The following is a 14,725-nucleotide window of genomic DNA, read 5'->3' as shown; positions in this document are numbered from 1 at the left end:
GGTTCGCCGGGCATGGCCCGGCGCTACCGTTCGGGGTGCCCGGTGAACCAGCTGCGCAGCGAGATTCGCCGGGCATGGCCATGCCGGGGTAGCGCCGGGCCATGCCCGGCGGGCGCGAATTCACCCGGCCGGGCCGGCGAACCAGCTGCGCAGGAAATCGACCAACTGCCGCACCTTCGGCGACGGTTGCGTGCTGTGCGGGTACACCGCGTAGACGCTCTGCTGCGGGAAGCGGTGCTGGCGCAGCACCGGCCGCAGGCGATCGTGGGCCAGGTCGTCTTCGATCAACCAGCGCGGCAGCACGGTGACCCCGGCGCCAGCCAGGGCGAAGGCGCGCAGGCTGCTGGCACCGTCCACGCGCACCACCGCATTGCCGGGGTTGGTAGCGAACAGGGCGTCGCTGCCATCCGGTGCGACCACCGGCACGTCGGCCAGGCGCGGATAGCCCAGGCGGGGCAGGGTGCCCAGCTGCACCGGGTCGTCAGCTGCTTCGGTCGACGGCAGGCGTGCCAGCAGCGCAGGGGCCGCCACGGCGCACAGCGGGTGCCGTTCCAGTTCGCTGGCATGCAGCTGTGAATCGGGCAGGCGGCCAAGCCGGATCGCCAGGTCGAAGCGCTCGGGAATCAGGTCGGCCGGTGCCGGTGACGTGGACAGGTGCAACTGCAGGGCCGGGTGCTGCGCCCGGAACGCCTGCAGCGCGGGGATCAGCCGCAGCTGCGCATACTCCGGTGTGGTGGTCAGGCGCAGCAGACCCTGCAGTTGCTGCTGGTCGCGGCGCGCGGCATCGATGGCCGCCTGTGCCGCATCCAGCGCCTGCACGCAGTGCTGCAGGAACTGCTCGCCGGCCTCGGTCAGGGCCAGGTGCCGGGTACTGCGCAGCAGCAGGGTTACGCCCAGATCCTGTTCCAGCCGCTTCAGGTTGAAGCTGACCACCGCGCGGCTGAGACCAAGGCGGTCGGCGGCAGCGGTCAGGCTGCCGGCTTCGACCACGGCGCGGAAGATATCGAAGCGATCAAGGCTGACCATGACGCTGCATTGTCAAAATTGGTTTGACAGTGTTGCAGCTGGCGTCGTGTTTTTCCAATAACGCCGGTTCGCCATGCTGGCACCTTCGTTGCTGGAGCCTGCTGATGCCTTCCCCGCGCCTGCGCCATGAGGCGATTTTCCTGCTGGTGTTCGCCCTGGACCTGGTGAACATGTTCATCGCCACCGTGGCCTATCCCGCACTGGCGTCCGAGCTGCAGGCCGATGTGGGCTTGTTGGCCTGGGTGGGCACTGCCTACATGCTCGGCCTGAGCGTGGTGATTCCGCTGGCGCCGTGGCTGGCCGCGCGCTGCGGCGAACGACGCCTGTTGCTGGTCGCGCTGCTGCTGTTCGCCGCCGCTGCGGTGCTGGCGGGGGCTGCACCGTCCATCGGCTGGCTGCTGGTCTGGCGCCTGCTGCAGGGCCTGGCCGGTGGCCTGTTGATCCCGGTGGCGCAGGCCGCGGCATATCGGCAGTGCACGCCCGACCAACGTGGCGCGCTGACCCGGCGCATCCTGCTGGTGGCGCTGCTGGTCCCGGCACTGGCCCCCGCGCTGGGCGGGCTGCTGGTGCAGTGGCTGTCCTGGCGCGGCGTGCTGTGGGCCAGCCTGCCGTTGGTGGTGGTGGCCATCGCCCTGGTGCTGGCCTGGATGCCGTCCGATGGTGAACGCACTGCGCCCCGGCTGCAGGCCTATGCGCTGGCCACGGCGATGAGTGCGCTGGGCGTGCTGCTGCTGGCGCTGACCTGGCTGGGTGAACCCGGCCACCGGATTGCCGGCGCGGTGCTGTTGTTGCTGGCGCTGGTGCTGGCGACGGCCCACCTGCGCCACGCACGCCGGCAGGCGCAGCCGCTGCTGCGCTGGTCGTTGCTGTCCCATCGCGGCCTTCGACTGGCAATGCTGGTCTACCTGGCCGTACCCGGCGTGTTCATCGGCAGTCAGTTGGCCAGCACGCTGCAGCTGCACCAGGCCGGGTTCAGTGCTGCACGCATCGGTGCGCTGATGCTGCCTTGGGCGCTGGCGTCGGCCGTGGCGATCACCGGCAGCCGGCGGCTGCTGGCGCGTTTCGGGCCGGGCGCAGTACTGCGTGTCGGCATGCTGTTGCAGGCCAGTGGCCTGCTGCTGATGGCCCTGCTGCCGCAGCCTTCATTCGCGCTGGCGGCGCTGCTGTTTGCGCTGATGGGCGCGGGCGGCAGCCTGTGCAGCAGCACCGCACAGACGCTGGCCTTCCACGGTGTGGAGGCCGAGGTGCTGGGTGATGCCAGCGCGCTGTGGAATCTCAACCGACAGCTCAGCTTCTGTCTTGGCACCGCCGCCATTGCGCTGCTGCTGGCCTTGGCCATGCAGTGGCTGCCGGCGCGGGCCACCGGTGTGGCGCTGGGCCTGGCCGCTTTCCTTTCCCTGCTGCCGATGGCGCTGTTGCGCCGCGGGCAGCCCTTGGTCCTTCCGCAACCGGAGAATGCCTGATGCACCGCACCGCCGAACATGAAATCCACGAACTGCACGACAAACTGCAGGTCTGGTTCCGCGCCGAGGTGGGCGCCGAAGCGCTGGGCGACCTGATGGCGCACTTCTGCGCAGACTTCAGCATGGTCGGCATCGCCGGGCGGCGGCTGGACCGGGATGCGGTGCAGGCGCTGTTCGTGGGTGGGCACGGCGCGCGCCCCGGCCTGGAGATCGCCATCGAAGACGTGCAGCGGATCCAGGCGCCCGCACCACTGGCGGTGCTGCGTTATCGCGAAGGGCATGCGGTGGCTGGTGGAGCGCTGGCCTGGCGGGAATCGTTGGCGGTGCTGCGGCAGGACACGGGGCGCTGGCGCTGGTTGGCACTGCACGAGGTCCCCGCGGGCTGATGGATCCGCCGGGCATGGCCCGGCGCTACCGAAGACCGCGGGAACGGGTAGCGCCGGGCCATGCCCGGCGAGCGCAGCGGCCGCCAGGAATACGGTAGCGCCGGGCCATGCCCGGCGAGCGCAGCGGCCGCCGACCGCACATGTGCCATCAGTCGTGCCCCGGACACCACAGAACGCAAAGCCGGCGCACACTTCGGCGCGGTGGGCAGGAGTACGCTGGAACCTTTCCTGCCGAGGGGTCATCCATGCATGTGCGTGCCGTTGCTGTAGCCATCGCCCTGTGCCTGTCCAGCAGCGTGCTGGCCGCCGATACCCCGCCGATGACCCCGGACATCAGTGGCAAGCCGTTCGTTGCACCGGATATCGGCCGCGACTACGACAAGCGCGTGGTGATGGTGCCGATGCGCGACGGCACCCGCCTGTACACCGTGATCGTGGTGCCCAAGGGCGCCCACAATGCGCCGATCCTGCTGACCCGCACCCCCTACGATGCTGCCGGCCGCGCCAACCGCAGCGATTCGCCGCGCATGCGTGACCTGCTGCCACAGGGCGACGAGGTGTTCGTCGACGGCGGCTATATCCGCGTGTTCCAGGATATCCGCGGCAAGTACGGTTCCGAAGGCGATTACGTGATGACCCGGCCGCTGCGCGGGCCGCTGAACAACACCAAGGTCGACCACGCCACCGATGCCTGGGACACCATCGACTGGCTGGTCAAGCACGTGCCGGAAAGCAACGGCAAGGTCGGCATGCTGGGCTCGTCCTACGAAGGCTTCACCGTAGTGATGGCGCTGACCAACCCGCACCCCGCGCTGAAGGTGGCCGCGCCACAGAGCCCGATGGTGGATGGCTGGATGGGCGATGACTGGCTGAACTACGGTGCCTTCCGCCAGGTCAACTTCAACTACTTCGCCATGCAGACTGAGAAGCGCGGCAAGGGCACGCCGCTGCCCAGCCTGGGCTACGACGACTACAGCACCTTCCTGCGCATCGGCTCGGCCGGTGACTACGCGCGTTTCACCGGCGTGGACCAGCTGACCTGGTGGAAGAAGCTGGTGCAGCACCCGGCCTACGATGCGTTCTGGCAGGGCCAGGCGCTGGATGCGGTGATGGCCAACACCCCCTTGAAGGTGCCCACGATGTGGCTGCAGGGCCTGTGGGACCAGGAAGACATGTGGGGCGCCAACCATGCCTACCAGGCCATGGAAGGACGGGATACCGGCAACAACCACAACTACCTGGTGATGGGCCCGTGGCGGCACAGCCAGGTGAACTACAGCGGCAGCGAACTGGGCGCCCTGAAGTTCGATGGCGATACCGCCCTGCAGTTCCGCCGCGATGTGCTCAAGCCGTTCTTCGACCAGTATCTGGTGGACGGTGCGGCGAAGGCCGACACCCCGCCGGTGCTGGTCTACAACACCGGTGAAAACCACTGGGACCGCCTGCAGGGCTGGCCGCGCAGCTGCGAAACGAACTGCACGGCGGCCAGCAAGCCGTTGTACCTGCGTGCCGGCGGCAAGCTGGCCTTCCAGGCGCCGGCGGCAGGCGAGGGCGACTACGAGGAGTACGTGTCCGACCCGGCCAAGCCGGTGCCCTTCGTGCCGCGCCCGGTGCGCTTCGCCGACCGTGACATGTGGACCACCTGGCTGGTGAAGGACCAGCGCTTCGTGGATGGTCGGCCCGACGTGCTGACTTTCATCACCGAACCGTTGCGCGAACCGCTGCGCATTGGCGGTGCGCCGGTGGTGCACCTGCAGGCGTCCACCAGTGGCACCGACAGCGACTGGGTGGTGAAGCTGATCGATGTGTATCCGGACCAGGAAGCATCGACGCCGGAGATGGGCGGCTATGAGTTGCCGGTCTCACTGGCGATCTTCCGCGGCCGCTACCGCGAAAGCTTCAGCGAGGCCAAACCGCTGGCCGCCAACCAGGTGCTGCCGTACCGCTTCGATCTGCCCAACGCCAACCACACCTTCCAGAAGGGGCACCGGGTGATGGTGCAGGTGCAGTCCAGCCTGTTCCCGCTGTATGACCGCAACCCGCAGACCTACGTGCCGAACATCTACCTGGCCAAGCCGGGCGATTACCAGAAGGCCACGCAGCGGGTCTGGCACAGTGCCGCGCAGGCCAGCTACATCGATCTGCCGGTGTATTGAGGGGGCGGGGTGACGCCGGGCATGGCCCGGCGGACCCGATTGTGATGACGTCCAACACGTGTCGACCAAGGTCGACACCTACCAGAGCGGGTGGCAGCGCCGGGCCATGCCCGGCGGATGCGTTCCAGAGCGGGTGGTAGCGCCGGGCCATGCCCGGCGGATGCGCGGCTTATGCGCCCAAGGCGGGGTAATCGGTGTAGCCGTGCTCGCCGCCGCCATACAGCGTGGCCGGGTCCAGCTCGGCCAGGGCCGCGCCGCTGCGCAGGCGTGCAACCAGATCGGGGTTGGCGATGAACGCACGACCGAACGCAACCATGTCGGCGTAGCCGCTGGCGACGGCCTGCTCGGCACTGTCCACGTCATAGCCGTTGTTGGCGATCCACGGGCCGCGGAAGCGGGCACGCAGCGCGGCGTAGTCGAATGCGATGTTGTCCCGGTCACCGCCGGTGGCGCCTTCGATCACGTGAATGAAGGCCAGCCCTTCGATGCTGTCCAGACGTTCCACCGCGCGGTTGAACAGCGGCTGCGGATCGCTGTCGTGTGCATCGTTGACCGGGGTGACCGGCGACAGACGCACGCCGGTACGGGCCGCGCCGATGGCCTCGGCCACGGCACTGGTTACTTCAAACAGCAGGCGCGTGCGGTTTTCGATGCTGCCACCGTAGGCATCGCTGCGGTGGTTGCTGCCGTCGCGCAGGAACTGGTCGATCAGGTAGCCGTTGGCTGCATGGACTTCCACGCCATCAAAGCCCGCCGCGATGGCGTTGCGTGCGGCGATGCGGTAGTCCTCGATCAACGCCGGAATTTCATCGATGGCGAGTGCGCGCGGCGCGGACACATCCTCGAAGCCGTTGGCGGTGAAGGTCTTGCCGTTGGCGCGGATCGCGCTGGGTGCCACCGGCACTTCACCTTCCGGCAGCAGGCTGGTGTGGGAAATGCGGCCCACATGCCACAACTGCAGCACGATGCGGCCGCCTTCTGCGTGCACGGCATCGGTAATGGATTTCCAGGCCGCAACCTGTTCGGCGCTGTAGATGCCCGGGGTGTCCAGGTAGCCCTGGCCAAGCGGACTGATCTGGGTGGCTTCGGCAATGATCAGGCCGGCGCTGGCGCGCTGCTGGTAGTAGGTGACCGCCAGCGGCGACGGCACGCGATCGGGCAGGGCGCGGTTGCGCGTAAGCGGGGCCATGGCGATGCGGTTGGCAACGGCGATATCACCCAGGCGGGTGGGCGTGAACAACACGCGGGATTCAGCACTCATCGGGGGTCCATGCACGGCAGGGGAGGTGTGCATGAGCATAGGGCGCTGCGCGTTGCAGCGATGGGAAGGATCGTTGCGTGGCGGCGGTGCGCCGCGTGCCGTTTCCGTAACACGTTGCGGCGTAGATTCGAGAGCAGGCGGGCAGGCCCGCATCGATTGCCAACACGTGGAGTACACAGATGATCGACTATCAGCTGGGCGGAAAGACCGCCATCGTTACCGGCGGTGTTTCCGGCATCGGCTTGGCCGTGGCCGAGCTGCTGGCTGCATCGGGCGCGCGCATTTCGGTGTGGGACCTGAAGCAGGACGCCGTGGATGCGACCGTACAGGCCTTGAAGGCCAAGGGTGCCGAAGCGATCGGCATCGCGCTGGACGTGACCGACGAGGCAGCGGTGGAAGCGGCCGTGCAGCGCACGGTGAGCGAACTGGGCGGGCTGGATGTGGCCGTGAACAATGCCGGTATCGGCGGCCCGGCGGCCAGCAGCGGCGATTACCCGGTTGATGGCTGGAAGCGCGTGGTGGATGTGAACCTGACCAGCGTGTTCCTGTGCCAGCGTGCGCAGATCCAGGCGATGCGCGCGGCGGGCAAGGGCGGCAGCATCATCAACATGGCCTCGATCCTGGGCCAGGTGGGCTTTGCCGGTTCCACCGCGTACGTGGCGGCCAAGCACGGCGTGGTGGGCCTGACCCAGACTGCGGCATGGGAACACGCCGCCGACGGCATCCGCATCAACGCCGTCGGTCCGGGCTTCATTGCCACGCCGCTGCTGGACAAGATGGATGCCAACGCGCGTGCCACGCTGGAAGCCAAGCATGCCCTGAAGCGGCTGGGCAAGCCGGACGAGGTGGCGGCGCTGGTGGCCTGGCTGGCCAGCAATGACGCCTCGTTCGCGACGGGGACCTATTACGCGATCGATGGCGGTTACCTGGCGCAGTAATGCGCTGAGGTGCGGTGCCGCCGGGCAGGGCCCGGCGCTACCGGGTGAACCGCCCGTGCGGGCGCCTTCACTGTGGTGCCACGCGCCGCGCGCGACGCTCCGGGAAAATCCCGGAGCCTGCCGATGGAACTTACCCAGGACGTATCCATCCTGCTGCGCGTTGCCGCCGCCATGCTGTTTGGCGGCGTGCTGGGCGTCGAACGCGAGATGGGCAAACATGCCGCGGGCCTGCGCACACACATGCTGATTGCAGGCGCGGCGGCGCTGATCGTCGGCCTGGGCGATTCGGTGGCCGAACATTTCCAGCAGGAGCGCTACCGCGACCTGCTGCAGGTCGATCCGGTGCGCCTGATCGAGGCCGTGGTGGCCTGCGTGGGGTTCGTTGCCGCCGGCACCATCCTGCGCGGCAACCGCGAAGACCAGGTCAGCGGGCTGACCACCGCCAGTTCTCTTGTGATGGCCGCCGCCATCGGCATTGCCGTGGGCATTGGCAAGTACGTGATCGCCATGGGGGTGAGTGTGCTGTGCCTGCTGGTGCTGGCGGTGATACGGCGGGTGGAGAAGAAGCTGTGAGTGCCGGGGTGGGGTCAGAGCCCCTGCGGGGATCCGACCCCGATGCCATGTAGGTCGCAGCCCCTGCGGGGATCCTACCCCGCCGCGCCCAGGGTCAGATCCCCGCGAGCGCTCTGACCCTTTCCGCCGAATGGTCCTACCAATAAACCAGAACTAACGCTATGGTCTAATAGGCGTCCTGCGGGAATAGCGGTTCAATCCGCCATCAGTGGTGCATTTGTTGCGGGTAATGGTACGACCAATATTCGCGCGCCACGGACCGCCCCACTGCGGTGGGTTTCCCGTCAACGCCGAGATTCTTCATGCAGCCCTGGCAACACCTGTACGACCCCGCCGGCAACCTGTGGTTGTCCAGCCTGATCGCGCTGCTGCCGATCGCCTTCTTCTTCGTCGCCCTGGCCGTGCTGCGCATGAAGGGCTGGCTGGCCGGCACGATCACCGTGGCCATCGCGCTCGGCGTGGCCCTGCTGTTCTACCGCATGCCGCTGGCGCAGGCGCTGGGCGCGGCCGGCTATGGCTTCGTCTACGGGCTGTGGCCGATCGCCTGGATCATCATCGGCGCAGTGTTCCTGTACAAGGTTTCGGTCAAGACCGGGCAGTTCGACATCATCCGCGCCTCGATCCTGTCGGTTACCGAAGACCAGCGCCTGCAGATGCTGATGGTGGGCTTCGCCTTCGGTGCCTTCCTGGAAGGCGCCGCTGGGTTCGGCGCGCCCGTGGCGATTACCGCCGCGCTGCTGGTCGGCCTGGGCTTCAAGCCGCTGTATGCGGCCGGCCTGTGCCTGATCGTCAACACCGCACCGGTGGCGTTCGGTGCCATGGGCATTCCGATCATCGTCGCCGGGCAGGTGACCGGCCTGGACGCGTTCGAGATCGGCCAGATGGCCGGCCGCCAGCTGCCGTTCCTGACCATCATCGTGCTGTTCTGGATCATGGCGATCATGGATGGCTGGCGCGGCATCAAGGAAACCTGGCCGGCGGTGCTGGTGGCCGGTGGTTCCTTCGCCATCGCCCAGTACCTGACCTCCAACTTCATCGGCCCGGAGCTGCCGGACATCACCGCCTCGCTGGCCTCGCTGGTCTGCCTGACCCTGTTCCTGCGCCGCTGGAAGCCGGTGCGCATCTTCCGTTTCGATACCGAAACCAGTGCCCAGGCCGCGGCGCAGGCGCTGGAGGCACCGCGCCATAGCGTGGGCCAGATTGCCAAGGCGTGGTCGCCGTTCCTGATCCTCACCGCAATGGTCACGCTGTGGAGCATCAAGCCGTTCAAGGCGTTGTTCGCCGCCGGCGGTGCGCTGCAAGGCTGGGTATTGAAGATTCCGGTGCCGGGTCTGGACCAGATGGTGCAGAAGATGCCGCCGATCGTGCCGGCGCCGCTCAGCTACGAAGCGGTCTACAAGTTTGACTGGTTCTCGGCCACCGGCACCGCCATCATCCTGGCCGCGGTGATCGCCATCATCGCCCTGCGCATGCCGGCCAAGGCCGCGCTGCAGACCTTCGGCGAAACCGTGCGCGAGCTGCGCGTGCCGATCTATTCCATCGGCATGGTGCTGGCCTTTGCCTTCATCGCCAACTACTCCGGGCTGTCGGCCACCCTGGCGCTGGCGCTTGCCCACACCGGTGATGCGTTCCCGTTCTTCTCGCCGTTCCTGGGCTGGCTGGGCGTGTTCCTGACCGGTTCGGATACCTCTTCGAACGCGCTGTTCTCTGCCTTGCAGGCGACCACGGCGCAGCAGATCGGCGTGTCCGATGTGCTGCTGGTGGCGGCCAACACCACTGGCGGTGTGACCGGCAAGATGATTTCCCCGCAGTCCATTGCCATTGCCTGTGCGGCGGTGGGCCTGGCCGGCAAGGAATCGGACCTGTTCCGCTTCACCGTCAAGCACAGCCTGATCTTCACCACGATGGTCGGCCTGATCACCCTGGCCCAGGCCTACTGGCTGACTTGGATGATTCCCTGAGCCATGGCCGCTCTGCTTCTCCAGCCTCGTGCGGTTCGGGTGACAATGGCGCCATGAGCATGCAACGGGTTTCGGACAAGGTGGCCGCGCAGCTGCGCGCGCTGGTGCAGGAACAGCAGCTGCAGCCGGGCGACCGGCTGCCGGCCGAACGCGCCCTGGCGGTGCAGCTGGGCGTATCGCGCACGGCGTTGCGCGAGGCCATTGCACAGCTGGCCAGCCAAGGCCTGCTGACTGCCCGTGTGGGTGGCGGCACCTTCGTGGCCGCACCGGCAGCACGCGCCCGGCAGACGCTGGATGAACCGCTGGCGCCGTACCTGCCGCTGTTCCAGGGCGACCCGGAATACCGCTTCGACGTGCTGGAAATCCGCCATGCACTGGAGGGCGCCACGGCCTGGCACGCCGCATTGCGTGCGACCGATGAGGACCGCACGCGCATCGCCGCCGCGTTCCAGACCATGATGGACGCGCACGGCAAGGATGACCCCGCCGGCGAAGCGCAGGCCGACGCCGCGTTCCATCTGTCCATTGCCGAGGCGTCGCACAACCTGGTGCTGCTGCAGGTGATGCGTGGCCTGTTCGAACTGCTGCAGACCAACATCTCGCAGAGCCGCGAGAAGCTGTACACCTCGGCCCGCACCTTCTCGCCGCTGTCCGACCAGCATCGGGAAATGATGGATGCGGTGCTGGCCGGCGACCCCGAGCGTGCGCGCGCGGCCGCGCATGCCCACCTTGAATTCGTGCACACCACGCTGCGCACGCTCGATGACAACGAAGCCCGGCGTGCACGGGCCTCGCGCCTGCCGTCCCCGCACGGCTGACTACTTCCGGTTGACCCCATGATCATTTCCGCCTCCACCGATTACCGTGCCGCAGCGCAACGCCGGCTGCCGCCGTTCCTGTTCCATTACATCGATGGCGGCGCGTATGCCGAGCACACGCTGAAGCGCAACGTTTCCGATCTGTCCGACATCGCGCTGCGCCAGCGCATCCTGCGCAACATGTCCGACCTGAGCCTGGAAACGGAGCTTTTCGGCGAGAAACTGGCGATGCCGGTGGCGCTGGCGCCGGTGGGCCTGACCGGCATGTACGCACGTCGTGGCGAAGTGCAGGCGGCACGGGCCGCGGACAGTCGCGGCATTCCGTTCACCCTGTCCACGGTGTCGGTGTGCCCGATCGAGGAAGTGGCACCGGCCATCCAGCGCCCGATGTGGTTCCAGCTGTACGTGCTGCGCGACCGTGGTTTCATGCGCAATGCGCTGGAGCGGGCGCAGGCCGCCGGCGTGACCACCCTGGTGTTCACCGTGGACATGCCGGTGCCCGGCGCGCGCTATCGTGACGCGCACTCGGGCATGAGCGGCCCCAATGCGCCGCTGCGTCGCATCGGCCAGGCCATGACTCATCCGCGTTGGGCGTGGGATGTGGGCCTGTTCGGCCGCCCGCACGATCTGGGCAATATTTCCGCCTACCGCGGCCATCCGACCGGCCTGGCGGACTACATCGGCTGGCTGGGCAGCAACTTCGATCCGTCCATTTCCTGGAAGGACCTGGAATGGATCCGCGAGTTCTGGAAGGGGCCGATGGTGATCAAGGGCATCCTCGACCCGGACGATGCGCGGGATGCAGTGAAGTTCGGCGCCGATGGCATCGTGGTCTCCAACCACGGCGGCCGCCAGCTCGATGGTGTGCTGTCCACCGCGCGGGCGCTGCCGGCCATTGCCGATGCGGTGCAGGGCGATCTGAAGATCCTGGCTGACTCGGGCGTCCGCAATGGCCTGGACGTGGTGCGCATGCTGGCGCTTGGCGCCGACACGGTGTTGCTGGGGCGCGCCTTCGTCTACGCTCTGGCGGCCCAGGGCGAGGCCGGCGTAGCCAACCTGCTGGACCTGATCGCCAAGGAAATGCGGGTGGCGATGACGTTGACCGGCGCGCGCCGCATTGCCGATATCGGCCGCGATTCACTGGTGAGCCTGCCGTGAGCGGCGATGACGCGGTGCTGCAGCAGCTGCGCCAGGCGGTCGGCCGCCGCCATGTACTGACCGGCGACAAGGCCACCCGCCGTTTCCGCCGCGGCTACCGTTTCGGTGAAGGCCCGGTGCTGGCGGTGGTGCGCCCCGGTACGCTGCTGGAACTGTGGCACGTGCTGCAGGCCGCGGTGCAGGGCGGCGCGGCGATCATCCTGCAGGCGGCCAACACCGGCCTGACCGGCGGCTCGACCCCGGATGGCGATGACTATGGGCGCCCGATCGTGCTGGTCAGCACACTGCGGCTGACCGGCATCCAGCTGTTGAACGAAGGCCGCCAGGTACTGTGCCTGCCCGGTGCCACCCTGGACCGCCTTGAGCAGACGCTGGCGCCGCTGGGGCGCGAACCGCATTCGGTGATCGGTTCGTCCTGCATTGGTGCCTCGGTGCTGGGCGGGGTCTGCAACAACTCCGGCGGCGCCCTGGTGCGCCGTGGTCCGGCCTACACCGAGCTGGCGCTGTATGCACAGGTCGATGCGCAGGGCCGGCTGCAACTGGTCAACCACCTGGGCATCGCCCTGGGCGATACCCCCGAGCAGATCCTGCAGCGCCTGCAGGACGGGCAGTACAGTGCGGCCGACGTGGGCGATGGCGATGGGCGCGCCGCGTCCGACCAGCGCTACAGCGACGACGTGCGCCAGGTCGATGCCGATACCCCGGCACGCTTCAATGCCGACCCTGGCCGCCATTTCGAGGCCGCCGGCTCTGCCGGCAAGCTGGCGGTGTTCGCCGTGCGCCTGGACACGTTCGAGAAAGAAGCGGCCGAAGTGTTCTACATCGGCAGCAACCACACCGCCACGCTCACCGCCATCCGCCGCCAGCTGCTGACCGGCTTCGAGCGGCTGCCGATCGCGGGGGAATACATCCACCGTGATGCCTATGACATCGGCGAGCGCTACGGCAAGGACACCTTCCTGCTGATCGACCGGCTGGGCACCGCGCGCGTGCCAGCGGCCTTCGCCTTGAAAAGCCGGGTGGATGGCTGGTTCGAGCGGATCGGGCTGCGCGGCGTGACCGACCGGGTAATGCAGACGTTGACCACGCTGCTGCCTTCGCACCTGCCGCCGCGCATGGGCGAGTTCCGCCAGCGCTTTGAGCATCATCTGCTGTTGAAGGTCTCCGCGCAGGATGCGGCCGAGACCGAGCGATGGCTGCGCGAGTGTTTCGCCAACCATGAGGGCGGTTTCTTCCGCTGCACGGCCGAAGAAGGGCGCAAGGCGTTCCTGCACCGGTTCGCGGTGGCCGGTGCCGCGGTGCGCTACCGCGAAGTGCATCGCGCGCAGGTGCAGGACATCGTGGCGCTGGATATCGCGCTGCGCCGGGATGACGCCGAATGGTTCGAAACCCTGCCGGCAGATATCGACGGACGGCTGCTGCACAAGCTCTACTACGGCCACTTCCTGTGCCACGTGTTCCACCAGGACTACATCGCGCGCAAGGGCGAAGACCCGATGGCGATCGAACATGCGATGTGGGCACTGCTGGACCAACGCGGTGCGGAGTATCCGGCCGAGCACAACGTGGGCCATCTGTATCCGGCCAAGCCGGCGCTGGCGGCGTTCTATCGGTCGCTGGATCCGAGCAACACGTTCAACCCCGGCATCGGCCATACCTCGAAAGCGAAGGGGTGGGGCGGGTGTGATTGCAGCGCATAGGTTCGGGGGATTGCGCCGCTTCGGCGGCGTGCGATTGCACCGCGTTGCTGGGGTGGGATTGAACTGCTTTGCTGGGGTGGAATTGCACTGCCTTGCTTGGGGCGGGATTGCACTGCTTTGGTAGAGTCGAGCTTGCTCGACTGAACGAAGGCAGTCGAGCAAGCTCGACTCTACAAATGCCGGAGCCAGAGCAGTCGAGCAAGCTCGACTCTACAAATGCCGGAGCCAGAGCAGTCGAGCAAGCTCGACGCTACGAAATGCCGGAGCCGGAGCAGTCGAGCAAGCTCGACTCTACTATCATGCGGGTTCGGCATGGATGCGCGGATGCGCAGGAGCGATGATGCACACCCCGATGTCACACGCGGCATTGGCCGCGCTGTTGCTGGCCAGCCCGGTACTGGCGCTGGCGCAGGGATCGATTCTTCCGCAGCAGCGCGATGCCGCTGGCAATGTGATGGAGCCCTTGGGCCAGGTGCTGCGCGTGGATGAGCGCGGCGGACCCTCGGGTCTGTATGAATGCACCCGCGATGGCTTTTGGTGCGTGCGCGTGCAGCCGGCCGCTGCGGACGGCGAGCGGCCGAGCATGCTGGAAGTGCTGGAGAAAGTGGCGGGCGAGCGTGAGCCGCACGCCTACCACGTGAGCATCGATCTCCCGCCCGACGGCGAACTGTCCGTATGGCCGTGGATCGTGCGGCTGGCGCCGGGCGTGGGCGCCGACCAGACGGTAGCCGATCCGCAGCAGCGTGCGCGGCAGAATGTGCTGGTGGGCGGCATCAGCAAGGTCAGCACGATGTATTCCGGCGGCGGTGCCGAGGCGTCGCGCCTGCAGTTGGCGCGCGTGCGGCACCTGGACGACGGCATCCAGATCGACGATGCGGTGCTGGGCCTGGCGTGGACGGGCGAGGCGGAGATCCGGGCCTGCTTCGGCGAGCAGGACGTGAAGCGGCGCGCCGGGGCGTGCCATGACACCTACGGATTCACGGCACGGCTTTCGCTGGATGCCGCTGCCACGGGCATGCCGGTGCTGCGTTACCAGACCGTGGCCACGCGTTTTCCGGCCGGTGTTTCGCGAAACGAAGATTCATTGGCCAGGGCGCCACTGACCAGGAAGGACCTGCGGACCGAGCAGGTCCCGGCGTGCACCTATGCGCGCATGTTCCACTTCAGGGGTGGTGCATACCAGCCGGACCAGGCATTGCCCGATTGTTCGGGTTACACGGATCGGTAGAGTCGAGCTTGCTCGACTGAACGAAGGCAGTCGAGCAAGCTCGACTCTACGACATGC

The 14,725-nt window shown here is 67.5% G+C and carries 12 protein-coding genes; 10 read left to right on the top strand and 2 right to left on the bottom strand.

All coding sequences use genetic code 11. The annotated features are described in order from the left end of the window. Window positions 1-120 precede the first annotated feature (120 nt). Entirely contained in the window at window positions 121-1,026 is a 906-nt protein-coding gene (locus C1931_RS11400) for a LysR family transcriptional regulator (RefSeq protein WP_108756429.1), read from the bottom strand. A gap of 104 nt (window positions 1,027-1,130) precedes the next feature. Between C1931_RS11400 and C1931_RS11395 the strand changes: the two genes are divergently transcribed. The 3 genes from C1931_RS11395 to C1931_RS11385 all read left to right on the top strand — a co-directional run bounded on the left by C1931_RS11395 (window position 1,131) and on the right by C1931_RS11385 (window position 5,031). After that, complete coding sequence (locus tag C1931_RS11395) at window positions 1,131-2,489, top strand: MFS transporter (RefSeq protein WP_108756428.1); 1,359 nt, start codon at window positions 1,131-1,133, stop codon at window positions 2,487-2,489. Then, on the top strand, window positions 2,489-2,875 hold the full coding sequence (locus C1931_RS11390; protein ID WP_108756427.1) for a DUF4440 domain-containing protein: 387 nt from the start codon (window positions 2,489-2,491) through the stop codon (window positions 2,873-2,875). Before C1931_RS11395 ends, C1931_RS11390 begins: the two co-directional genes overlap by 1 nt. A gap of 245 nt (window positions 2,876-3,120) precedes the next feature. Then, the gene (locus C1931_RS11385; protein ID WP_108756426.1) at window positions 3,121-5,031 is read left to right on the top strand and encodes a CocE/NonD family hydrolase; all 1,911 of its coding nucleotides are present in this window, start codon (window positions 3,121-3,123) and stop codon (window positions 5,029-5,031) included. Between the two features lie 169 nt (window positions 5,032-5,200). Here C1931_RS11385 and C1931_RS11380 read toward each other — a convergent pair whose 3' ends face one another. After that, the gene (locus tag C1931_RS11380; RefSeq protein ID WP_325051536.1) at window positions 5,201-6,325 is read right to left on the bottom strand and encodes an alkene reductase; all 1,125 of its coding nucleotides are present in this window, start codon (window positions 6,323-6,325) and stop codon (window positions 5,201-5,203) included. A gap of 146 nt (window positions 6,326-6,471) precedes the next feature. On the opposite strand from C1931_RS11380, the gene C1931_RS11375 reads away from it, so the two are divergent. From C1931_RS11375 to C1931_RS11345, 7 genes are all read left to right on the top strand, one after another. Continuing rightward, window positions 6,472-7,230, top strand: coding sequence for an SDR family NAD(P)-dependent oxidoreductase (locus C1931_RS11375; RefSeq protein WP_108756424.1), 759 nt, complete (start codon window positions 6,472-6,474; stop codon window positions 7,228-7,230). Between the two features lie 123 nt (window positions 7,231-7,353). Next, complete coding sequence (locus C1931_RS11370; RefSeq protein ID WP_108756423.1) at window positions 7,354-7,803, top strand: MgtC/SapB family protein; 450 nt, start codon at window positions 7,354-7,356, stop codon at window positions 7,801-7,803. 302 nt (window positions 7,804-8,105) lie between these two features. After that, window positions 8,106-9,764 carry an L-lactate permease gene (lldP, locus tag C1931_RS11365; protein WP_108756422.1) on the top strand — a complete coding sequence of 553 codons (1,659 nt, stop codon included), beginning with the start codon at window positions 8,106-8,108 and terminating at the stop codon, window positions 9,762-9,764. Window positions 9,765-9,817: 53 nt separating this feature from the next. Further along, window positions 9,818-10,582, top strand: a complete 765-nt coding sequence (gene lldR, locus C1931_RS11360) for a transcriptional regulator LldR (RefSeq protein ID WP_108756421.1) — start codon at window positions 9,818-9,820, stop codon at window positions 10,580-10,582. A gap of 18 nt (window positions 10,583-10,600) precedes the next feature. Beyond that, a complete protein-coding gene (gene lldD / locus C1931_RS11355) occupies window positions 10,601-11,740 on the top strand; it encodes an FMN-dependent L-lactate dehydrogenase LldD (protein WP_108756420.1) in 1,140 nt (379 codons plus the stop codon). Beyond that, entirely contained in the window at window positions 11,737-13,440 is a 1,704-nt protein-coding gene (dld, locus tag C1931_RS11350) for a D-lactate dehydrogenase (RefSeq protein ID WP_108756419.1), read from the top strand. The genes lldD and dld overlap by 4 nt, the downstream gene beginning before the upstream one ends. 340 nt (window positions 13,441-13,780) lie before the next feature. Beyond that, on the top strand, window positions 13,781-14,668 hold the full coding sequence (locus tag C1931_RS11345) for a hypothetical protein (protein ID WP_108757740.1): 888 nt from the start codon (window positions 13,781-13,783) through the stop codon (window positions 14,666-14,668). Window positions 14,669-14,725 lie beyond the last annotated feature (57 nt).

This window comes from Stenotrophomonas sp. YAU14A_MKIMI4_1, assembly GCF_003086855.1.
In the GTDB taxonomy this organism is placed as follows: Bacteria; Pseudomonadota; Gammaproteobacteria; order Xanthomonadales; family Xanthomonadaceae; genus Stenotrophomonas.
This window is presented reverse-complemented; position numbering and strand designations above follow the sequence as displayed.

What these genes read in the sequence shown, in the direction of transcription:
- C1931_RS11345 (WP_108757740.1), top strand. Translation starts at nt 13,781, where the DNA reads ATGCACACCCCGATGTCACACGCGGCATTGGCCGCGCTGTTGCTGGCC.
- C1931_RS11395 (WP_108756428.1), top strand. Translation starts at nt 1,131, where the DNA reads ATGCCTTCCCCGCGCCTGCGCCATGAGGCGATTTTCCTGCTGGTGTTC.
- C1931_RS11380 (WP_325051536.1), bottom strand. Translation starts at nt 6,325, where the DNA reads ATGCACACCTCCCCTGCCGTGCATGGACCCCCGATGAGTGCTGAATCC.
- C1931_RS11370 (WP_108756423.1), top strand. Translation starts at nt 7,354, where the DNA reads ATGGAACTTACCCAGGACGTATCCATCCTGCTGCGCGTTGCCGCCGCC.
- C1931_RS11400 (WP_108756429.1), bottom strand. Translation starts at nt 1,026, where the DNA reads ATGGTCAGCCTTGATCGCTTCGATATCTTCCGCGCCGTGGTCGAAGCC.
- lldD (WP_108756420.1), top strand. Translation starts at nt 10,601, where the DNA reads ATGATCATTTCCGCCTCCACCGATTACCGTGCCGCAGCGCAACGCCGG.
- C1931_RS11385 (WP_108756426.1), top strand. Translation starts at nt 3,121, where the DNA reads ATGCATGTGCGTGCCGTTGCTGTAGCCATCGCCCTGTGCCTGTCCAGC.
- C1931_RS11390 (WP_108756427.1), top strand. Translation starts at nt 2,489, where the DNA reads ATGCACCGCACCGCCGAACATGAAATCCACGAACTGCACGACAAACTG.
- lldP (WP_108756422.1), top strand. Translation starts at nt 8,106, where the DNA reads ATGCAGCCCTGGCAACACCTGTACGACCCCGCCGGCAACCTGTGGTTG.
- lldR (WP_108756421.1), top strand. Translation starts at nt 9,818, where the DNA reads ATGAGCATGCAACGGGTTTCGGACAAGGTGGCCGCGCAGCTGCGCGCG.
- C1931_RS11375 (WP_108756424.1), top strand. Translation starts at nt 6,472, where the DNA reads ATGATCGACTATCAGCTGGGCGGAAAGACCGCCATCGTTACCGGCGGT.